The sequence below is a fragment of the Pseudomonas sp. IT-93MI4 genome (genome assembly GCF_949767635.1).
In the GTDB taxonomy this organism is placed as follows: domain Bacteria; phylum Pseudomonadota; class Gammaproteobacteria; order Pseudomonadales; family Pseudomonadaceae; genus Aquipseudomonas; species Aquipseudomonas putida_A.
Genome location: NZ_CATKPP010000033.1, coordinates 78,801 through 98,371 on the forward strand (window position 1 = coordinate 78,801; position 19,571 = coordinate 98,371).

General features: G+C 61.0%; 19 protein-coding genes. 5 read left to right on the forward strand and 14 right to left on the reverse strand.

Annotation, left to right across the window (positions count from 1 at the left end; genetic code table 11):
* Positions 1–19: 19 nt before the first annotated feature.
* Both ACM6I7_RS14935 and ACM6I7_RS14940 read right to left on the reverse strand, forming a co-directional pair.
* On the reverse strand, positions 20–3,088 hold the full coding sequence (locus ACM6I7_RS14935; protein ID WP_096795818.1) for an efflux RND transporter permease subunit: 3,069 nt from the start codon (positions 3,086–3,088) through the stop codon (positions 20–22).
* 6 nt (positions 3,089–3,094) lie between these two features.
* The gene (locus tag ACM6I7_RS14940; RefSeq protein WP_414888806.1) at positions 3,095–4,195 is read right to left on the reverse strand and encodes an efflux RND transporter periplasmic adaptor subunit; all 1,101 of its coding nucleotides are present in this window, start codon (positions 4,193–4,195) and stop codon (positions 3,095–3,097) included.
* A gap of 94 nt (positions 4,196–4,289) precedes the next feature.
* Here ACM6I7_RS14940 and ACM6I7_RS14945 point away from each other — a divergent pair, with 94 nt between their 5' ends.
* Positions 4,290–4,925, forward strand: a complete 636-nt coding sequence (locus ACM6I7_RS14945) for a TetR/AcrR family transcriptional regulator (RefSeq protein ID WP_097086418.1) — start codon at positions 4,290–4,292, stop codon at positions 4,923–4,925.
* 104 nt (positions 4,926–5,029) lie between these two features.
* Here ACM6I7_RS14945 and ACM6I7_RS14950 read toward each other — a convergent pair whose 3' ends face one another.
* Positions 5,030–5,812: a class I SAM-dependent methyltransferase gene (locus tag ACM6I7_RS14950; RefSeq protein WP_097086416.1), complete on the reverse strand. Its 783-nt coding sequence runs from the start codon at positions 5,810–5,812 to the stop codon at positions 5,030–5,032.
* Between the two features lie 93 nt (positions 5,813–5,905).
* Between ACM6I7_RS14950 and ACM6I7_RS14955 the strand changes: the two genes are divergently transcribed.
* Positions 5,906–6,526: an energy transducer TonB gene (locus ACM6I7_RS14955; protein WP_086792244.1), complete on the forward strand. Its 621-nt coding sequence runs from the start codon at positions 5,906–5,908 to the stop codon at positions 6,524–6,526.
* Positions 6,527–6,530: 4 nt separating this feature from the next.
* Here ACM6I7_RS14955 and ACM6I7_RS14960 read toward each other — a convergent pair whose 3' ends face one another.
* The 7 genes from ACM6I7_RS14960 to ppc form a co-directional block, all read right to left on the reverse strand.
* Entirely contained in the window at positions 6,531–7,223 is a 693-nt protein-coding gene (locus ACM6I7_RS14960) for an extensin family protein (protein ID WP_414888807.1), read from the reverse strand.
* 2 nt (positions 7,224–7,225) lie between these two features.
* The gene (locus ACM6I7_RS14965) at positions 7,226–8,062 is read right to left on the reverse strand and encodes an isocitrate lyase/PEP mutase family protein (RefSeq protein ID WP_134785530.1); all 837 of its coding nucleotides are present in this window, start codon (positions 8,060–8,062) and stop codon (positions 7,226–7,228) included.
* Positions 8,063–8,095: 33 nt separating this feature from the next.
* Entirely contained in the window at positions 8,096–8,956 is an 861-nt protein-coding gene (locus ACM6I7_RS14970) for a DUF72 domain-containing protein (protein WP_414888808.1), read from the reverse strand.
* Positions 8,956–9,264, reverse strand: coding sequence for a hypothetical protein (locus ACM6I7_RS14975; RefSeq protein WP_003222071.1), 309 nt, complete (start codon positions 9,262–9,264; stop codon positions 8,956–8,958). Before ACM6I7_RS14975 ends, ACM6I7_RS14970 begins: the two co-directional genes overlap by 1 nt.
* Positions 9,265–9,520: 256 nt before the next feature.
* Positions 9,521–10,195, reverse strand: a complete 675-nt coding sequence (tsaB, locus tag ACM6I7_RS14980) for a tRNA (adenosine(37)-N6)-threonylcarbamoyltransferase complex dimerization subunit type 1 TsaB (protein WP_103368433.1) — start codon at positions 10,193–10,195, stop codon at positions 9,521–9,523.
* 92 nt (positions 10,196–10,287) lie between these two features.
* Complete coding sequence (adk, locus tag ACM6I7_RS14985) at positions 10,288–10,935, reverse strand: adenylate kinase (protein ID WP_003222067.1); 648 nt, start codon at positions 10,933–10,935, stop codon at positions 10,288–10,290.
* A 290-nt stretch (positions 10,936–11,225) separates the two neighbouring features.
* Positions 11,226–13,856 (reverse strand): phosphoenolpyruvate carboxylase, encoded by a 2,631-nt coding sequence (ppc, locus tag ACM6I7_RS14990; protein WP_150370354.1) that lies wholly within the window; start codon positions 13,854–13,856, stop codon positions 11,226–11,228.
* Positions 13,857–14,069: 213 nt separating this feature from the next.
* Here ppc and ACM6I7_RS14995 point away from each other — a divergent pair, with 213 nt between their 5' ends.
* From ACM6I7_RS14995 to ACM6I7_RS15005, 3 genes are all read left to right on the forward strand, one after another.
* Positions 14,070–14,414, forward strand: coding sequence for a hypothetical protein (locus ACM6I7_RS14995; RefSeq protein ID WP_003222064.1), 345 nt, complete (start codon positions 14,070–14,072; stop codon positions 14,412–14,414).
* A gap of 366 nt (positions 14,415–14,780) precedes the next feature.
* Entirely contained in the window at positions 14,781–15,185 is a 405-nt protein-coding gene (locus ACM6I7_RS15000; protein ID WP_007964219.1) for a DUF4398 domain-containing protein, read from the forward strand.
* 56 nt (positions 15,186–15,241) lie between these two features.
* Positions 15,242–16,030 carry an OmpA family protein gene (locus tag ACM6I7_RS15005; protein ID WP_007964218.1) on the forward strand — a complete coding sequence of 263 codons (789 nt, stop codon included), beginning with the start codon at positions 15,242–15,244 and terminating at the stop codon, positions 16,028–16,030.
* A gap of 174 nt (positions 16,031–16,204) precedes the next feature.
* Here ACM6I7_RS15005 and ACM6I7_RS15010 read toward each other — a convergent pair whose 3' ends face one another.
* From ACM6I7_RS15010 to ACM6I7_RS15025, 4 genes are all read right to left on the reverse strand, one after another.
* The gene (locus tag ACM6I7_RS15010; protein WP_064586153.1) at positions 16,205–16,534 is read right to left on the reverse strand and encodes a hypothetical protein; all 330 of its coding nucleotides are present in this window, start codon (positions 16,532–16,534) and stop codon (positions 16,205–16,207) included.
* Positions 16,531–17,436, reverse strand: a complete 906-nt coding sequence (locus ACM6I7_RS15015) for an alpha/beta hydrolase (RefSeq protein ID WP_414888809.1) — start codon at positions 17,434–17,436, stop codon at positions 16,531–16,533. The genes ACM6I7_RS15010 and ACM6I7_RS15015 overlap by 4 nt, the downstream gene beginning before the upstream one ends.
* 151 nt (positions 17,437–17,587) lie before the next feature.
* On the reverse strand, positions 17,588–18,865 hold the full coding sequence (locus tag ACM6I7_RS15020) for a flavohemoglobin expression-modulating QEGLA motif protein (RefSeq protein WP_003222055.1): 1,278 nt from the start codon (positions 18,863–18,865) through the stop codon (positions 17,588–17,590).
* Positions 18,866–18,889: 24 nt separating this feature from the next.
* On the reverse strand, positions 18,890–19,447 hold the full coding sequence (locus tag ACM6I7_RS15025; RefSeq protein WP_223008215.1) for a hypothetical protein: 558 nt from the start codon (positions 19,445–19,447) through the stop codon (positions 18,890–18,892).
* Between the last annotated feature and the right edge of the window lie 124 nt (positions 19,448–19,571).

The window sequence follows — 19,571 nt, forward strand, 5'->3', positions numbered from 1 at the left end:
GCCGCCAAGTCCAAAACCATCAAGCGTCGCGACGCACTCGGAACCAGGCCGCATACAAAGCAGGCAAAAACAAAAGCGTCAAAGCCGTAGCCACAATCAACCCCCCCATGATCGCCACCGCCATCGGCCCGAAAAACACACTGCGCGACAAAGGAATCATCGCCAGCACCGCCGCCAAAGCCGTCAACACAATCGGCCGAAACCGCCGCACCGTCGCCTCGATAATCGCCTGCCAAGGCTTGAGACCAGAGGCAATATCCTGCTCGATCTGATCCACCAGAATCACCGAGTTGCGCATGATCATCCCCGACAGCGCGATCGTCCCCAGCATCGCCACAAACCCGAACGGCTGGCGGAACACCATCAGAAACAACACCACCCCGATCAACCCCAGCGGTGCCGTCAGAAACACCATCGCCGTACGCGAGAAACTGCGCAATTGCACCATCAGCAACGTCAGCACCACCACAATGAACATCGGCACCCCGGCATTCACTGACTTCTGTCCACGCTCCGAATCTTCAACCGTACCGCCAACATCCAGCAGATACCCGTCAGGCAATTCGGCACGGATCGGATCCAGCGTCGGCTCGATCTGCTTCACCAGCGTCGCCGGCTGCTCCTTGCCGTAAATGTCGGCACGCACTGTCACGGTCGGCAGACGATTACGGTGCCAGATGATCCCTTCCTCAAACCCGTACTCCAGCGTGGCAATCTGCGACAGCGCCACACTGCGACCGTTATCGGTCGGCACCGCCAGACTCGGCAGCAACGTCAACTCGGTGCGCTCATGCACCGTGCCGCGCAGCAGAATCTCGATCAACTCGTTGTCCTCGCGGTACTGGCTGACACTCGAGCCGGTCAGCGAACTCTGGAGGAATTTCGCCAGATTGGCCGTGCTCACACCGAGCGCCCGCGCACGATCCTGATCGATGTTCAGGTAAACCACTTTGCTCGGCTCTTCCCAATCCAGGTGCACGTTGACCACATGCGGGTTTTCGCGAACCTTGGCCGCCACTTTGCGCGCCAGCGCACGGACTTCCTCGATGTGTTCACCGGTGACGCGGAACTGCACCGGATAGCCAACAGGCGGGCCGTTTTCCAGACGCGTGACCCGCGAACGCAGGGTCGGGAATTGCTCGTTAAGGGTCTCGATCAACCAAGTGCGCAGGGTCTCGCGCTCCTCGATGTTTTTCGCCAACACCACAAACTGGGCGAAGCTCGCCGCCGGCAGTTGTTGATCCAGCGGCAGGTAGAAACGCGGCGAGCCGGTGCCGACATACGCTACGTAGTTATCGATGCCGGCGTGATCCTTGAGCATCGCTTCCAGGCGTTTGACCTCCGCCGTGGTGTTGGCCAGCGACGCACCTTCAGCCAGCTTCAGATCGACCATCAATTCCAGTCGGTTGGAGGCCGGGAAGAACTGCTGCGGGACGAAACGGAACAGCATCACCGACGCAATAAACAGCCCCACTGTCAGCACAATCACGGTTTTTCGATGCGCCACGCACCACTCCACCAGACGTCGAACCCGTTGATAAAACGGCGTGCCATACGGGTCGGCTTGCCCGTCAGTCGTGCCGTGTTTGGCCGCATGAATCTTTGCCAGATCCGGCAGGAGTTTTTCCCCCAGATACGGTACGAACATCACCGCTGCCACCCATGAGGCGAGCAAGGCGATGGTCACTACCTGAAAGATCGAACGGGTGTATTCGCCGGTGCCGGACTGCGCGGTGGCGATCGGTAGAAAACCCGCGGCGGTGATCAGCGTACCGGTGAGCATCGGGAACGCGGTGCTGGTCCAGGCGTAGCTCGCAGCCTTGATCCGGTCGAAGCCCTGTTCCATTTTGATCGCCATCATTTCCACGGCGATGATCGCGTCGTCCACCAGCAAGCCCAGCGCCAGCACCAGCGCGCCGAGCGAGATCTTGTGCAGACCGATGCCGAGGTAATACATGCAGGCGAAGGTCATCGCCAGCACCAGCGGAATGGTCAGCGCAACCACCATGCCGGTGCGCACGCCGAGGGAGAAGAAGCTCACCAGCAACACGATCGCGAGTGCCTCGACCAGCACCTGGACGAACTCGCCGACCCCGGTTTTCACTGCCGCCGGTTGGTCGGACACCTTGCGCAATTGCATGCCGGCCGGAAGGTTTTTCTGCAGGCGCGAGAACTCGCCTTCCAGCGCTTTGCCCAGCACCAGAATGTCGCCGCCGTCCTTCATCGCTACTGCGAGGCCAATGGCGTCTTCGCCCATGAAGCGCATGCGCGGCGCCGGTGGATCGTTGAAACCGCGATGCACATCGGCGACATCGGAGATGCGGAACGTCCGGTCACCGACACGGATCGGGAAGTTCTTGATCTCCTCGACCGTCTGAAAATTCCCCGAGACCCGCAGTTGCACGCGCTCGCTGCCGGTTTCAAAGAACCCGGCGGTGGACACCGCGTTCTGCTCTTGCAGCGCTTGCTGCACGGCCGCCAGTGGCAAGCCAAGGGTGGCGAGTTTGACGTTGGACAACTCGACCCAAATCTTCTCGTCCTGCAAACCGAGCAGATCGACCTTGCCGACATCTTTGACTCGTTGCAGCTGAATCTGGATGCGATCGGCGTAATCCTTGAGCACCGCGTAATCGAAACCGTCGCCGGTCAGCGCATAGATGTTGCCGAACGTGGTGCCGAATTCATCGTTGAAGAACGGTCCCTGAATATCCGGCGGCAAGGTCTGACGAATGTCACTGACCTTCTTGCGCACCTGGTACCAGAGGTCGGGAATTTCCTTGGAATGCATCGAATCGCGGGCAATAAACGTGACCTGCGACTCACCCGGGCGGGAGAACGACACGATGCGTTCGTACTCGCCGGTTTCCATCAATTTCTTTTCGATGCGTTCAGTGACCTGACGCGAGACTTCCTGCGCGGTCGCCCCCGGCCAGCGGGTCTGAATGACCATGGCCTTGAAGGTGAACGGCGGGTCTTCGCTCTGGCCGAGCTTGGTGTAGGACAAGGCGCCGACGATGGCCAGCAAAAGCATCAGGAACAGTACGATCTGGCGATTACGCAGCGCCCATTCAGAGAGGTTGAAGCGCATCGGGACTTACTCCTTGTCCGCCAGATTGACCACTCGGTTGGAGCGATCCACAGGCCGCACCTGCTGACCTTCGAGCAATACGTGAACCCCGGCGGCGACTACCCAGTCGCTGGCATTCAGGCCTTCGAGCACCGGCACGCTTTTCTCGCCGAACGGGCCGATGCGCACCGGGGTCTTTTTCAAGGTGTTGTTGGCGTTGACGACCCAGACGTAGGTCGCGCCGTTCTCGGCAGTCAGGGCCGAAAGCGGCACCGACAGCGGCACAGCATCCGCCGATTGCACGAACACCCGGGCGCTCTGCCCGAGCTCAGCCGGGACTTTGCCGCTGGTGAACGAGATGCGCGCAGCGAAGGTGCGGGATTTCGGGTCGGCTGCCGGAGACAGTTCACGAATCTGCCCGGCGAAGCGCTGGTTCTGCTGGGTCCACAGTTCAACGGTCACTGGCTGGCCGACCTTGAACCGTCCGAAGCTCTGTTCCGGCAGGCTGATCGACACTTCGCGCTCGCCATCGGTGGCGAGGGTGAACACGGTTTGCCCGGCGGCGACTACCTGCCCGACTTCCACCGCACGCTTGGCCACCACGCCGTCCTGCGGCGCGCGCAACACGGCGTAACTGGCCTGGTTGGTCGAGACGTTGAATTCGGCTTTGATCTGCTTGAGGCGCGCTTCGCCGGAGCGGTAGAGGTTTTCCGCGTTGTCGTAGGCCGAACGACTGACCATCTGCCGTTCCATCAAAGTCTTGTAGCGGTCACGCTCGGCGCGCACCAGATTCAGATTGGCTTCGGCGGCGGTGACCTGTGCGCGGGTGGCTTCCAGTTGCAGGCGCACATCCTGCGGATCGAGCTCGGCCAGTGGCTGATCGGCCTTCACGCGCTGACCTTCTTCGACCAGTCGTCGGCTGACTTTGCCGCCAATGCGGAACGCCAGATCCGGTTCGTAACGGGCGCGCACCTCGCCCGGATAACTTTCCATCGCCTGCGCTGAAGGCTCTGGCTGCACCACCATGGCCGGTCGAATGCTGACTTGCGTCGCCTCTTCCTGACCGCATGCGGACAATAAAACAGCCAGGCTGACTGGCACGGCAAACGACAACGCATGGCGGAACATGGTGACGGACCTTTCGCTAATGGTGCTTGGAATATTTATACTGGCCGGTATGGTATTAATAGCAAACTCACCAGTCCAGTATTAAAAGCGAAGAATGTCGAACAATCTTGCAGCTCCAAACGGCCCGGGCCGTCCGAAGGATCCGGCCAAGCGCCGGGCGATCCTCGACGCGGCGAAAACCCTGTTTCTGAGTCACGGCTACGCCAACACCAGCATGGACGCGGTCGCCGCCGAGGCTGGCGTGTCGAAACTGACGGTTTACAGCCACTTCAACGACAAGGAGACGCTGTTCTCCTCCGCGGTGATGGCCAAATGCGAGGAGCAGTTACCGCCGCTGTTCTTCGAATTGCCCGCCGGAATCCCCGTGGAAAATGTGTTGCTGAACATTGCTCGAGGCTTTCATCAACTGATCAACAGCGACGAGTCGGTGAATCTGCATCGCTTGATGATGGCGCTGGGCACGCAGGATCCGAAGCTGTCACAGATTTTCTTCGAGGCCGGCCCCGAGCGCATGGTGCAAGGCATGGAGCGGTTGCTGAAACGCATCGACGAGACCGGCGCGCTGAGCATCGACCTGCCGCGTAATGCGGCCGAGCATTTCTTCTGCCTGCTCAAGGGTGCGGGGAATTTTCGTTTGCTGTATTGCTGCGGCGAGCCGCTGAGCGAAGAGGCCTCAGAGAGTCATGTGCAGGAGGTAGTGGGGTTGTTCATGCGGGCTTACAGACCCTAGAGACCTGGTGATTGGTCTACCCCCTTCGCGAGCAGGCTCGCTCCCACATTTGAAATGCATTCCAATGTGGGAGCGAGCCTGCTCGCGAAGGCGGCGACGCGGTCTCAGGGTTTGAGTGCTTTCTTCGGGTAGATGTCATACCGGCTCGACTTGCCATCCAGCGCATGGCTCGGCTTCGGCCCCTCGATGCACGGCGCCTTGCGCGGGCGCTTGACCACCACCCGGTGTGTCGCCAGGGCCAGCGCCGCTTCGAGCAATGCCGGCGCATCCGGATCATCCCCGACCAGCGGCCGGAACAGGCGCATTTCCTTCTTCACCAGCGCGGTTTTCTCGCGGTGCGGGAACATCGGGTCGAGGTAGATCACCTGCGGTGGCTCGCCCTCCCAGTTGCGCATGACCTCGATCGAGTTGCCCTTGAGCAACTTCATCCGCGCGACAATCGGCGCCACGTCGAAATCTTCCGCCGCCCGCGCCAGACCATCCTCCAGCAACGCCCCAATCAACGGCTGGCGTTCGATCAGGCTCATCTCGCAACCCAGACTGGCCAGCACGAACGCGTCCTTGCCCAGCCCCGCCGTGGCATCCAGCACCCGTGGGCGCACGCCTTGAGCAATGCCGACCGCCTTGGCGATCATCTGCCCGCTGCCGCCACCGTACAGACGCCGATGCGCCGCGCCGCCCTCGACAAAGTCCACCCGCACCGGCCCTGGTGCATCCGGGCCGAGCTGCTGCAGCTGCAAACCCTGCTCGCCGACCTGCAAGGCGAACTCACCGTCGTCCACCTGCAGCGGCAGGTCCAGACGCTTGGCCCACTGCTCGGCTTGCGCTTCAAACGTCGGGCCGAGGGCCTGGACATGGATGCGGCAGGCCGCGGGTTGCTCAATCATGAAAACACGCTCAAAAAAGTTAAGGATCGGCAAAAAGTGGCCGATAAACCAATCAACGCGCATTTTGCCAGAGCTGAGCGTCAACCGAAAAAAATGTCAGGCATTCTTCCCACATCGATTGGCTACATTTCGCCCAAGGGCGACTTCAGCCGTCATAACACTCAAGCATTGGGCGGCGTCAGTCACCTGTGGCAGGATTTCTTTGCCCAGGCGATGGCCGAACAGACGAGTGATGTGGTGCCGGCCTGTGGCACCTTTCCACCGGTTGACCTGAACAGCCCGGAAGAACCGACCCTGGGCAGCGAGCTGCACGCGCACATCGTCGAGCAGCGTCAGTGCGATGTGGTCGAGACCGAAGTGCGCCCGCCGGAGCCGCTGTTCCTGCCGATCGCCGAGTTCGAAACCGATCTGCTGGACAAGCCGTTCCCACCGTTCCCGCCAGAAGAACTCAAAGCTCAGCAAGAGCAGCAGGACTTCGACAGCAGCTGGGTCCGTCCAATCGTGATCAACAATGGTCAGCCGCTTCCCGAGCCTGGCCCGGCGCCGCAGAAGAAGCCGCTGTACCTGCCAATTGCCGAATTCGACCTCGATCTGCTGCAAAAACCTTATCCACCGTTCCCGCCGGAAGAAATCGTCGAGCAGCAGAAGGCTTTGGACTTCGATAACGGTTGGGCGCGCCCGATCGTCTTGCAGAACCTGCGCCTCGCCGCCTGATCCCTCAGCGACACACGCTCCAGCGCCCGACATCGACATGAAAGTGATTGCGGTGGGCGGCGTTGTAATCCGGACTCAACACCACACTGAACGCCTCGCAGGCGCCATCGCGCACCTGCCGCAGAAACCGCGCGTCCTGATTCTGTTTCGGCCAGTCCTTGAGCACGCTGATGCTGCGCCCGTCGGCCAGCCGAAAACCGCTGATATCCAGCGCATCGGCACTGGCATGCCGACTGAGCGCTCCGCTCTCGCGGTTGTAGACATTGCGACAGGCGAAGCTGCCGAGGTGATCAAGGCGCGCCACCCTTTGCCCGTAAACAGATTGCGCGGCGGGTTGCAGGGTATGCCGTTCAAACATCGCGTAAGCCACCGCCAGCGGGCAACTGGCGAGGAAGCTGCTGCTCAGCGCCACCTCACCGCCCTGCACGCGCACGGTGCCGATCAGCGGGCACTTGGCGTCGGGGCTGTCGGCTTGCGCGGTGACGCGCAGACCCGAGTTGCTCAGGACTTGTGCGCATAATTCGGGATTGCCGCGCAGGCGCATCTGTTTGAAACCGGTCAGCCAGTTCGGCGCGGCCTTCACGTCCAGCGGCGCCCACGGGTTCCACTCGGCCGGCACGTCGAGCCAGCCGCGCCAGACGCTGAGCACGGCACCCGCGATGATCAGCAGTAACGACAGCGCGATCCAGCGGCCCATGCTCAGCCTTTGAAAAACTGATTGGCCTTGGCGTACGGCATCGACTGCGACGTAAAGCCGAACGTCCCGCGCTGCTGGATCTCTTCAGCCGCGCGGAAGAACTCGCCGAACGCTGCCAAGGCCAGCGCCGAGCCGGTGCTGATCCTGCGCACGCCCATTTCTTCCAACTCCTGTACGGTCAGTTTCAAACCGCCGGACATGAGCACGTTGACCGGTTTTGGCGCCACCGCGCGCACCACCGCCAACACCTCTTCGGCGCTACGCAAACCCGGCGCATACAGCACGTCGGCGCCCGCCTCGGCAAAGGCTTGCAGGCGGCGAATGGTGTCGTTGAGATCGGGATTGCCGTGCAGGTAGTTTTCCGCGCGGGCGGTCAAGATGAAGGGAAATGGCAGCGTGCGCACCGCAGCGACGGCGGCTTCGATGCGTGCCACGGCGTGTTCGAAGCAGTAGATCGGTGCGTCGGCACGGCCCGTGGCGTCCTCGATCGAACCACCGACCGCGCCGGCCTCGGCCGCACGCAGCAAGCTTTTGGCGCACTCGGCCGGGTCATCGGCGAAACCGTTTTCCAGATCCACCGCTACCGGCAAATCCGTGGCCGCGACAATCGCCCGGACGTTGGCCAGGGTGTCATCGAGACTCAAGGCGCCATCGGCCTTGCCCTGAGAAAACGCGTAACCGGCACTGGTGGTTGCCAGTGCCTGATAACCCAGACTGGCGAGCATCTTCGCCGAACCGGCATCCCACGGGTTGGGAATCACGAAAATCCCCGCACCTTCATGCAGGGCCTTGAAGGCCTGGGCTTTTCGGGTTTGTTCTTGAAGGGCGTGGGCGTCCATCGGCAGGCTCCTGGGCAGGGGAAAAATCCGCCTTCAGAGCAAGCCGAGTTGCTCGGCGGCGGGTTCTCTGTATAGCTCAGGCAGGGATGGCAGGCCAGGCAAACGTTGCATCAATTGTGCGTGAAAACGTTGCGCCAGCTTCGCCGCCATGACGTTGTCGGCGGTGTGCAGGAAGATGTACGGCGTGCGGCCCTCTTCGATCCACTCGGCGATTTTAGCCACCCACGGCACCAGGAACGGATCATTCGCTTCCAGCTCCGGGTGGCCGATAAAGCGCACCTGCGGGAACTGGGTAAACGCCGCCGGCCGCGTCGGCACCCGCGGCTTTTTCGATTGCGCGTGGATCACCGAAGACTCGGTCGACAGGCAACTGAACAGCGCCCGTGGATCGAGGCAGATGCGTTCTACGCCACGGTCGAGCAGCAAGCGATTGAGCAGGCGTTCGCTCTCACCCTTGGCGAAGAACTGTTCGTGACGCACTTCCACCGCCAGCGGTCGGTCCAGCGCGTCGATGAACGAGGTCAGCTCCGGCAGTCGATGCGGGGTGAAGCTTTTCGACAGTTGCAGCCACAGCGGCGAAACACGTTCGCCGAGCGGGCTGAGAAGATTTACGAAGGTTTCGGCGGCGGTCAGTTGATCGCGCAGATCACCGCTGTGGCTGATGTCGCCGGGAAACTTGGCAGTGAAGCGAAAGTGTTCGGGCATGGTCTCGGCCCAACGCTGCACAGTGGCCGGCGACGGGCTGGCGTAGAAGGTCGTGTTGCCTTCGACTGCATTGAACACTTGGGAGTAGAGGCTGAGGAAATCGGCGGTCTTGGCGTCTTCGGGGTACAGATACTCGCGCCAGGCGTTTTCACTCCAGGACGGACAACCGAGGTAGTAAGGCAGATCCATCAGATGTATAGGTCGAGGCCCAGCACATCCGCATCCCAATCGACAAAACCGGCGGTGCTCAGGTAGCTGGCCAAGGCCATCGCTACGCTTTTGCTCATGGCGCGGTGATAAATCATGTCTTGCTGACGGGCGGGCAGATTGGCCAGGCGTTGTGCGGAGGCTTTGGCAGCGCGGGCGGCCAGTTGCTCTTCAGTCGGGAATTCCAGCTCGCCGTCGATATCGTCGACGGATTCATCCAGCGCCACATTGCCTTTGCGAGGCTTGCGCTTGATGGGGTAGGACTGAGAGGAGAGGCCGTCTATACGCATAATTTCATGCTCGGTATCGATGATGGCAATTTAGCGGCACTTGACCGACTTAGCAAATTGCCGAGTGATAACTAGAACACATAAAGCGCAAAAGGTTTAAAGCGCGGGGTTGGAAACTGACGATTGGCAGTGACTTTAATTGAACACCGGATCTGTGGGAGCGGGCTTGCTCGCGAAAGCGGTGTGTCAGGCACCTGGATAGAGACTGACATGGCCTCTTCGCGAGCAAGCCCGCTCCCACAGGTTTTGTGGTGAATCAGCGAGCCTTGGGGGTGGCGACTTTGTCGCGCAGGTAAACCGGTTGCGCATCATCGGCAGGGATCGACTCGCCGCGTTCCCAGGCAAACCGCGCCAGGGTCAGCAGGTCTTCGGCGTGAGGCAGCATGCCGGCATCGGAGCCGGTGAGGTTGACCGCGATCCGCTCGCCATAGCCCCAACCGGTACCTGCACCGAACCACTCACCGCTGGCATCGCCCGGCAGCGCCGCGACTTCCGGCGGCAGTACCGCCTCGACGCCGACCAGACGCATCTCGCCAGCCGTTTCGCGGTAGCAGCCCCAATACACTTCATCCATCCGCGCATCGATAGCCGCCGCGACCTGGCTCACGCCGTGTTCGCGATATGCACGTTGCGCCAGGACGGCGAGGTTGGACACCGGCAGCACCGGACGATCCAGCGCGAACGCCAGCCCCTGCACCACGCCGATGGCAATCCGCACACCGGTAAACGCACCCGGCCCGCGACCGAACGCGATCGCGTCCACCGCTTGCAGCGTGGTGCCGGCATCGGCCAGCAGTTGCTGGATCATCGGCAGCAGCTTCTGCGCGTGCAGACGCGGGATCACCTCGTAATGGCTCGTGACCTTGCCGTCATGCAGCAAGGCAACGGAGCAAGCTTCGGTCGCGGTGTCCAGGGCCAGCAAGGTGCTCATCGATGTATCCAAAACAGGTGGGGAAAAAGTGCGTCAGTATAAACAACTACGGCCCGCAAGCGGGCCGTAGATGATGCAGCCGATCAGCTTTTTCAGCTCAGCGCTTCGAGCACCTTGGCAGTGATCGCTTCAACCGAACCAACGCCCGGAATATGGCTGTACTTCGGCTTGCCGTTGGCAGCGGAGAGCTTCTGGTAGAAATCCACCAGCGGCTTGGTCTGCGAATGGTAGACCGACAGGCGATGACGTACGGTTTCTTCGGTGTCGTCCTTGCGCTGCACCAGATCGTCGCCGGTGACGTCGTCTTTGCCAGCCACTTTCGGCGGGTTGTAGACGATGTGGTAAACGCGGCCACTGGCCTCGTGAACGCGACGACCGGCGATACGCTGAACGATTTCTTCGTCTTCAACAGCGATTTCAACCACGGCGTCCAGCTCGACACCGGCAGTTACCAGCGCTTCGGCCTGTGGAATGGTGCGCGGGAAACCGTCGAACAGAAAGCCGTTGGCGCAGTCTGGCTGAGCGATGCGATCCTGCACCAGCGCGATGATCAGGTCATCCGACACCAGGCCGCCCGCATCCATGATGCTCTTGGCTTGAACGCCCAGTGGAGTGCCAGCCTTGACCGCTGCACGCAGCATGTCGCCGGTGGAGATTTGCGGAATGCCGAATTTCTCGGTGATGAACTTAGCCTGAGTACCTTTACCGGCCCCGGGAGCTCCCAGCAGAATGACGCGCATCGATGTGCTCCTCAATTTTTTATATAGAAAACAACGGGATTCGCCTCTTTGGGCCAATCTCAAAAAAACGGGTCGTGGCCGCACAAACGGCCAAAGGCTGATCAAGATACACAGCAGGCTGCGCCCACACAAGACGCCAAAAGTCGGAGAAACCGGCGCCCGCCGCGACCTTGCGACGCGGTAACCCAAGTCGCAACCCCATCACTAACTGTCGCCTGACCGCACTTTCTCTCTGTGTACAAAGCGGCACCCGGCCTGTGCACCGGGTGCCTGATACCACCGCAAAAACCTTAGCCGGTATTGCGCAACCCGGCGGCAATCCCCGCCACAGACACCAGCAGCGCCTGCTCCACCGGGCTGCCCTGCTCGACATTTTGCTGCCGTGATCGGGCCAACAGCTCGGCCTGCAATAGATGTAGCGGATCAAGATAAGTGTTGCGCAGACGGATGAATTCCAGGGTGTCCGGGCTATGTGCCAGCAGCTGCGACTGCCCGGTCAGACCAAGCACCACCGCACACGCCTGCGACAATAGGTCGCGTAACTGCGCGCCCAACGGCAGCAAGTCCGGCTCGACCAGACGCTGGTCGTACGACAGCGCGATGTCAGCGTCGGCCTTGGCCAGGACCATTTCCAGCATGTCGATACGGGTGCGGAAGAACGGCCACTGTTCGCGCATCTGCCCGAGCAGTTCGCCTTCGCCGCGCTCCAGCGCCTTGCTCAGCGCAGTTTCCCAGCCGAGCCACGCCGGCAGCATCAGCCGCGTTTGCGTCCAGCCGAAGATCCACGGAATCGCCCGCAGGCTCTCGATCCCACCGGCACGGCGCTTGGCCGGACGGCTGCCAAGGGGCAAGCGCCCCAGTTCCTGCTCCGGCGTCGATTGGCGGAAATACTCGACGAACTGCGGATTTTCACGCACCACGGCGCGGTACGCGGCGACGCCATCGGCGGCCAGTTCATCCATCAGGTGTCGCCATTCGGGCGTCGGTGGCGGTGGTGGCAACAACGTCGCTTCCAGCACGGCAGCCAGATACAGATTGAGGTTCTGTTCGGCGATGTCCGGCAGGCCGAATTTGAATCGAATCATTTCGCCCTGCTCGGTGGTGCGGAAACGCCCCGCCACCGACCCCGGCGGCTGCGACAGGATCGCCGCGTGCGCCGGACCGCCGCCACGGCCCACGGTGCCACCGCGACCGTGGAACAACAGCAGTTCGACTTGCTGCTCGCGGCAGATCTCCACCAGCCGCTCCTGCGCGCGATATTGCGCCCACGCCGCCGCGGTGGTGCCGGCGTCCTTGGCCGAGTCGGAATAACCGATCATCACTTCCTGCGGGCCTTGCAGCCTCGCGCGGTAGCCCGGCAGCAGCAACAGACGCTCCATCACCGGCCCGGCGTTGTCGAGGTCGGCGAGGGTTTCGAACAGCGGCACCACGCGCATCGGCCGCAGCACGCCGGACTCTTTCAGCAGCAGTTGCACCGCCAGCACGTCGGAGGCGGCGCCCGCCATCGAGATCACGTAGGAACCCAGCGAGGCGCCCGGTGCGGCAGCGATTTCCTTGCAAGTGGCGAGCACTTCAGCGGTGTCGGCGGACGGTTTGAAATGCGCCGGCAGCAGTGGCCGACGATTGCTCAATTCGCGGGTGAGGAAGCTGATGCGCTGCTCTTCGTCCCAGTCTTCGTAGCGACCGAGGCCGAGGTAATCGGTGATTTCGGTCATTGCCGAACTGTGCCGCGTCGAATCCTGGCGCACGTCGAGGCGCACCAGGAACAGGCCGAAGGTCACCGCCCGACGCAGGCAATCGAGCAACGGCCCATCGGCGATCACGCCCATGCCACATTCGTGCAGCGAGTTGAAGCACAGCTCCAGCGGATCGAGCAGATCGCGGTTGTTGTGCAACACGTCGGCTGGCGCTGGCGTTGTTGCGCTCAGCGAGGCGTGCGCCCAGTTGCGCGTGGCGCGCAGGCGTTCGCGCAATTGCTTGAGCACCGCCCGGTAAGGTTCGGCGCTGTCGCCGGCCTTGGCCTTGAGCGCATCGCTGGCCTGCTGCATCGACAGCTCGGCCGCCAGGTGATCGACATCGCGCAGATACAGGTCGGCAGCCATCCAGCGCGCCAGCAACAGCACTTCGCGGGTCACTGCGGCCGTGACATTCGGGTTGCCGTCACGGTCGCCACCCATCCACGAGGCAAAGCGAATCGGCGCCGCCTCCAGTGGCAAGCGCAGGCCCGTCGCTTCATACAGCGCCTTGTCGGCCTTGCGCATATGGTTGGGGATCGCCTGCCACAGCGAATGCTCGATCACCGCAAAACCCCATTTCGCTTCGTCGACCGGGGTCGGCCGGGTGCGGCGGATTTCTTCGGTGTGCCAGGCTTCGGCGATCAGCCGTTGCAGGGTGTTCTGGATCTGTTCGCGCTCGGCGCTGGTCAGGTCGCGATGATCCTGGGCGGCCAGTTGCGCAGCGATCGCGTCGTACTTCTGGATCAAGGTGCGCCGCGCCACCTCGGTCGGGTGGGCAGTCAGCACCAGTTCGATTTCCAGGCGCGCCAGTTGTCGGGCCAGGGATTCGGCGCTGTGGCCTTCGTTGCGCAGGCGGGCGAGCAGTTCCGGGAGCACGCGGGATTCGAACGGCGCCGGTTGCGACTCTTCGCGGCGATGAATCAATTGATACTGCTCGGCGATGTTCGCCAGATTGAGAAACTGGTTGAACGCCCGCGCCACCGGTAGCAGTTCGTCTTCGCTCAACTGATTGAGGCTGGCACTGAGTTCGGCGTCCATCGAGCCACGGCGGTCGGCCTTGGCGCCCTTGCGGATCTGCTCGATCTTGTCGAGAAATTCCTCGCCGTACTGGTCACGGATGGTATTGCCCAACAGCTCACCGAGCAGGTGAACGTCCTCGCGCAAGCGTGCATCAATATCGGTCATCAGCAGTTCTCCAGCGTTAATCGGGACGGCGCAGAAACGAATGCTTTGCCCAGAGAGTGCCGCTCTACGGCGCTTCTTACAAGCAGACGACGAAGGGACTTTAAACCTTGGGGCTTGGAGCTAGTCTCAACAGTAAGCCGCACAACGGCTTGCCGCCGGCCCCGCCGGACACTCACCCAGGCCTGCCACGAGCAGGCGCGAAATGAGGTCATCATGAAAATTCGTGAACTCGCCCAGCATTGGGAAGAAAACGCCAAGGGTCGACTGACCGACACTGGCTACACGATTCATCTGGACGTCGAGGCCGCTGCACGACTGGCGGCGATCGCCGAGATGTACCCCAAACGCCACCCGGAAGAACTGCTCGGCGAACTGATCGGCGCCGCGCTCGAAGAATTCGAGGCGAGCCTGCCGTATGTGAAAGGTTCGACCGTGGTCGCCACCGATGAGGAAGGTGATCCGCTGTATGAAGATGTCGGGCCGACACCGCGGTTTCTGGCGCTTTCTCGCCGGCATCTGCAGGATTTATCCGCCGCTGCCGGCAAGCAAAAACACTGACACAACAAAGATCAAACTGTAGGAGTGAGCCTGCTCGCGATAGCGGTGTATCTGTGGCTTTTGATGCTGACTGACACACTGCTATCGCGAGCAGGCTCACTCCTACAGGATCGTGTTTCCTTTTGAAAAGTTTTCTGACTTTCCCCCGCGCGTACCTCTCCCCGCCTCCAAAGTTCCCGGTTTAGAGCCTTGTCCGCTTGGTCAAAAAAAAATTTGGCGATAGGCCATCTTTTCTGAACTTTTGAAAAACGCCTCCGGTCGGAAGCTGTAACCACGCCTGGAACGAGCGTTTCAAAAACGCGCTTTTACACGACGCTTGCGGCTCCTCGACCAGGATGGATTTTCGGTTTTATCAGGAGTTAAACAATGGAGTTGAAGACCATGAAGACCCAAACCTCGTTCTCCCACCTGCGCGGTCTGAAACTGGCTGCTCTGGCTATCGGTACCAGCTTCGTTCTGGCCGGTTGCGCCGGTAACCCGCCGACCGAGCAGTACGCCGTGACTCAATCGGCCGTCAACAGCGCCGTCAGCGCCGGTGGTACCGAGTTCGCTGCAGTGGAAATGAAGCAGGCTCAGGACAAGCTCAAGCAAGCCGAAATTGCCATGCACGACAAGAAGTATGAGCAGGCTCGCACCCTCGCCGAACAAGCTGAATGGGACGCTCGCGTAGCAGAACGTAAGGCTCAGGCTGCCAAGGCCGAACAGGCTGTGAAGGATTCCCAGAAAGGTGTTCAGGAACTGCGTCAGGAAAGTCAGCGCACCGTGCAGTAAGCGCGCATCCCGAATCGCAAAGCTGAAACTTTTATCGATAGAAAGGACGACAAATTATGCGTAAGCAACTGATGATCCCCGCTCTTCTGGCCGCAAGCGTTGCCCTGGCTGCCTGCTCTACTCCGCCTAACCCGAACCTGGAACAGGCGCGCACCAACTACGCCGGCCTGCAGGCCAACCCACAGGCGAGCAAAGTCGCTGCCCTGGAAACCAAGGACGCCAGCGATTACCTGGACAAGGCCGACAAGGCTTATCTGGACAAGCAAGACGCAGCCAAGGTTGACCAACTGGCCTACCTGACCAACCAGCGCGTGGAAGTGGCCAAGCAGACCATCGCCCTGCGCACCGCTGAAAACAACCTGAAAAACGCTGCCGCGCAACGTGCCCAGGCGCGTCTGGACGCTCGTGATCAGCAGATCAAACAACTGCAGCAGAGCCTGAACGCCAAGCAGACCGATCGCGGTACCCTGGTGACCTTCGGTGACGTACTGTTCGCCACCAACAAGGCTGACCTGAAATCCAGCGGTCTGGTGAACATCAACAAACTGGCGCAATTCCTTCAGGAAAACCCTGATCGCAAAGTGATCGTTGAAGGCTACACCGACAGCACCGGCGCGGCTTCGTACAACCAGTCGCTGTCCGAGCGTCGTGCCACCTCGGTACAAGTCGCTCTGATCAAGATGGGCGTAGATCCTTCGCGCATCGTGGTTCAGGGTTATGGCAAGGAATACCCGGTTGCCGATAACAGCAGCGTCTCGGGTCGTGCGATGAACCGTCGTGTGGAAGTGACCATTTCCAACGACAACCAGCCAGTGATGCCACGTTCGGCGGTCAGCTCGAACTAAGCAACACGCGTTAACGCAAAAGCCCCGCCTGACTGAGTCAGGCGGGGCTTTTTTCATACACGAACACAATACCCTGTAGGAGTGAGCCTGCTCGCGATAGCTGTCTGACATTCAATATATATGTTGGCTGACACACCGCTATCGCGAGCAGGCTCACTCCTACAATGGATCGGATTATTGCTCGAGTTTCTGCGGCGTTTCCTGGCCCATGCAGCGCACGGCTTTTTTCTGCGCATTGATCAGCACCCCGGTCAGGCCTTTCTGCTCGGTGTCGAACAGCACCAGCACGCCATCGATGCACTGCGCCACTTGCGGCGCCGGGTCCAGTGAGACTTTGTAGTCTTCGCCCGGCACGGTCTTGAGCATGGTGAATTCGTTGAGCAGCAGCGCATCCTCGGGTTTGGCGAAGTGCAGGTAACCGTAGTACCACAGCGCCCCGACGGTGCCGAGGATGCTGCAGATACCGGTGATGATCAGCGGGATGGCGTTACGTTCTTCAGTCATTGCGGACTCTCATCTTCAGAATTCGGAGCTTGCGGATAATTCGGGATCTCGCCGAGGCGGCGCAGGCCGTTGAAATGTTCGGGATCTTCCAGATAGCGCAGCATTACCTGGCGCCAGACAGGGTCGCCGAAGGTCTGCACGTGGCCGCCGCGGGTCAGCTGTAGCACGCGCGGTGGCGGTGCAGCCTGATACAGGCGGATGGCGTTGGCCATTGGCACCAGCGGGTCATCGATGCTGTGAAAGATCAGTTTCGGCACCCCGTTGAGCTGCGGCATCGAGTTGATCGCGCTGTCGCTATCCGGCACCAGCCACGACAGCGGCACCTGAAACGGCCAGGTCAGCCATGAAGTGCTGAGGGCGTACTGGCCGACGCTGCGATAACTGGCGGGCACACCGTCGAGCACGAAGGCCTTGAGTTGCTTCTGCCGCTCCGGGTGCTGCACCAGCCAATGCACGGCCATCGAGCCGCCGAGGCTCTGGCCGAGGAGGATCAGCGGTTTGCCTTTGACCTCTGGCGCCTTGTCGAGCCAGGCGAACGCGGCGTCGATGTCCTGATAGATCGCCGGCAGGCTCGGCTTGCCCTCGGACAAGCCATACCCGCGATAGTCCACCAGCAGCACCTGATAACCATTTTTCGGCAACCACCAACTGCCGCCGAGGTGCATCGGCAGGTTGCCGCCGTTGCCGTGCAGGTGCAGGACTGTGCCTTTGACTTCAACGCCAGGTTTGGCTGGTAGCCACCAGGCGTTCAGCTTCAAGCCATCGGCCGTGACCAGTGTGACGGTGCGGTATTCGATCTTGGCTTTTTCCGGGGTGAAGATCTGGCCCGGCTCGGGGTAGAACAACAACGAACTGCAACCACTGAGGGTCAGGAGCAGGCAAAGGATGCCGAGGATTCTCATCCGGTGAAACCTCGCAGAATTCGAATTGGAATACAGTCAAAAACTGTAGGAGTGAGCCTGCTCGCGATAGCGGTGTGCCAGTCGATATTTATGTTGATTGACACACTGCTATCGCGAGCAGGCTCACTCCTACAAGGGGTTTGTGTGTGGTTCAGAGGATATTGGAGTAATCCGCCTCGATCCGGTCCAGGCTCAGGTGATTGAGGAAGTTGGAGAAGCACATCCACGCCGACAGCGCGTTCATGTCGCGGAACTGTTCCGGCAAATATTTCGGCGGCACCACCAGACCTTCATCGACCAACTGACGCAGGGTACGCATGTCCTCCAGCGTGGTCTTGCCGCAGAACAGCAGCGGCACCTGCTCGAGCTTGCCTTTACGCACGGCCAACTGAATGTAGTTGTAAACCATGATAAAGCCCTTGAGGTAGGACAAGTCTTTGGTGAATGGCAGACCGGTCGGGGTCGAACCACGGAACACCCGGCTGGCGTTGCCGTAGCTTTCGGCCATTTCAAAGCCCTGCTCGCGGAAGAACTCGAACACCTGCAAAAAGTCCGCGCCCTCCTCGACCATGTGAATGGCGCGGGTGCGGTTGGTCAGTTTGCGCAGGCGACTCGGGTAGGAGGCGAAGGTGATGATTTCCATCAAGATCGCCAGGCCTTCCTGGGTCACCGTCGACGACGGTGGGCCTTTGGACAGGAAGGTGCAGATCGGCTGGTTCAAGCCATTGAGCGTGGTGCCGACGTGCACCAGACCTTCGTGGACTTCCAGTGCACGCACGTCGCGGTCGTTGAACAGCGCGTCAGTGCGGATCTTGATGTAGTCGGCGCCTGCCGCCGCGTCGGCGACGATGCCGTCGGACTCGAACACGCGGATGGTTTCCTCGGCCTCGCCAAACACCTTGTTCAACCGGGTTTGCAGCAGATGCACGGCATCCTTGGCGGTGAGGATCTTCGGTTCGTCCTTCAGGTCGCCACGGCCATCAATGTTGTTCAGGTAGTCGGACATCATCAGGCCGAGGTCGGCCAGGGTCGGGTCGCCGGCGTGGAACGCATCGGAGGCGGCGCCGTAGAGTTCCTGGGAGATCAGGCCGAAATCCTCGGTGCCGCGCGCTTCGAGCATGCGCACCACCATGCGGTATTCCTTGCACATGCGCCGCATGATCTGCCCGACCGGGTTGAACTGGCCGAGCTGGCGGGTGATGTCGCGCTCGATGTTCTGGAATTCCAGTTTGACCTTGCTCGAATCGAAAGACAGCGGCCGATTGAGGTAGTAGTCGCGATCCACCGCCGGCATTTCCTTGCCTTTGGCCTTGAGAAAACCCTTGCGGATGTTCTCGTCCCACTTCACCGCATCGAGCACGCGGATCGGCGTCTGCGCCAGCACAATGCGATCGGACAGCGTGCGTATCGTCTGCTGGTAATCGTCCACCCGAAACTCCTGTAGAAAACTGAATTATTTGGCGCGGGCCTGGCGCTGATAGCGCGCGGCCTCGACGAATACATCGGAATTGGCCGGATCGTCGAGGTAAGCAAAGACCTTGTCGAGGCTACTGTCGACTTGCACGCCGTCGCCGTCGTCCTCGGTCTGGAAAGCCTTGCCGTCGAGGGTTTGTTGTTTGATCGCCTGATTGATCTGTTCGAGGTCGAGGTTGTACACCACCAGCTCGTGTTTGTCGGTGAGTTCGAAACCGGCGATGGTGTATTGCCCACCGTAACGCGCCGGCACTTTCGCCGACAGGTACCAGCGACTGCCATGGCGCGACACGGTGAACGGGTACGCCTCGCGCTCGTGAGGCCGGGCCTTGAACCAGGTGACGGCCTGATAGCGATCGTTGCCGACGCGGGTCAGCTCAAGGTTCATCGGCTCGCCCCAGGCATTGGTGCTCGACCACGTGCCCAGCAGGCCCTTGGGCGCCGGGTCACTGGCAGGCAGCGGATCCTTGAAGGTCACCAGACAGCCACTGAGCAGCAGGAACGACAAGGCGATCAGCACGCCACGCCAGGCTTTCATTCAATACTCCCTATGAACATATCCCGCCCTGACGATCACCACTTTCACCTGTGGGAGCGAGCCCGCTCGCGAAAGCGGTGTGTCAGGCAACAAAGATGTTGAATGTCAGACCGCATTCGCGAGC

Excerpts from the sequence above, each read along its gene's own strand:
- ACM6I7_RS14950 (WP_097086416.1), bottom strand. The coding sequence starts at position 5,812 with ATGATTGAGCAACCCGCGGCCTGCCGCATCCATGTCCAGGCCCTCGGC.
- ACM6I7_RS15010 (WP_064586153.1), bottom strand. The coding sequence starts at position 16,534 with ATGACTGAAGAACGTAACGCCATCCCGCTGATCATCACCGGTATCTGC.
- tsaB (WP_103368433.1), bottom strand. The coding sequence starts at position 10,195 with ATGAGCACCTTGCTGGCCCTGGACACCGCGACCGAAGCTTGCTCCGTT.
- ACM6I7_RS14995 (WP_003222064.1), top strand. The coding sequence starts at position 14,070 with ATGAAAATTCGTGAACTCGCCCAGCATTGGGAAGAAAACGCCAAGGGT.
- adk (WP_003222067.1), bottom strand. The coding sequence starts at position 10,935 with ATGCGCGTCATTCTGCTGGGAGCTCCCGGGGCCGGTAAAGGTACTCAG.
- ACM6I7_RS14965 (WP_134785530.1), bottom strand. The coding sequence starts at position 8,062 with ATGGACGCCCACGCCCTTCAAGAACAAACCCGAAAAGCCCAGGCCTTC.
- ACM6I7_RS15005 (WP_007964218.1), top strand. The coding sequence starts at position 15,242 with ATGCGTAAGCAACTGATGATCCCCGCTCTTCTGGCCGCAAGCGTTGCC.
- ACM6I7_RS14955 (WP_086792244.1), top strand. The coding sequence starts at position 5,906 with ATGTCAGGCATTCTTCCCACATCGATTGGCTACATTTCGCCCAAGGGC.
- ppc (WP_150370354.1), bottom strand. The coding sequence starts at position 13,856 with ATGACCGATATTGATGCACGCTTGCGCGAGGACGTTCACCTGCTCGGT.
- ACM6I7_RS15015 (WP_414888809.1), bottom strand. The coding sequence starts at position 17,436 with ATGAGAATCCTCGGCATCCTTTGCCTGCTCCTGACCCTCAGTGGTTGC.
- ACM6I7_RS14960 (WP_414888807.1), bottom strand. The coding sequence starts at position 7,223 with ATGGGCCGCTGGATCGCGCTGTCGTTACTGCTGATCATCGCGGGTGCC.
- ACM6I7_RS14945 (WP_097086418.1), top strand. The coding sequence starts at position 4,290 with ATGTCGAACAATCTTGCAGCTCCAAACGGCCCGGGCCGTCCGAAGGAT.
- ACM6I7_RS15025 (WP_223008215.1), bottom strand. The coding sequence starts at position 19,447 with ATGAAAGCCTGGCGTGGCGTGCTGATCGCCTTGTCGTTCCTGCTGCTC.
- ACM6I7_RS14970 (WP_414888808.1), bottom strand. The coding sequence starts at position 8,956 with ATGGATCTGCCTTACTACCTCGGTTGTCCGTCCTGGAGTGAAAACGCC.
- ACM6I7_RS15000 (WP_007964219.1), top strand. The coding sequence starts at position 14,781 with ATGGAGTTGAAGACCATGAAGACCCAAACCTCGTTCTCCCACCTGCGC.
- ACM6I7_RS14940 (WP_414888806.1), bottom strand. The coding sequence starts at position 4,195 with ATGTTCCGCCATGCGTTGTCGTTTGCCGTGCCAGTCAGCCTGGCTGTT.
- ACM6I7_RS14975 (WP_003222071.1), bottom strand. The coding sequence starts at position 9,264 with ATGCGTATAGACGGCCTCTCCTCTCAGTCCTACCCCATCAAGCGCAAG.
- ACM6I7_RS14935 (WP_096795818.1), bottom strand. The coding sequence starts at position 3,088 with ATGCGCTTCAACCTCTCTGAATGGGCGCTGCGTAATCGCCAGATCGTA.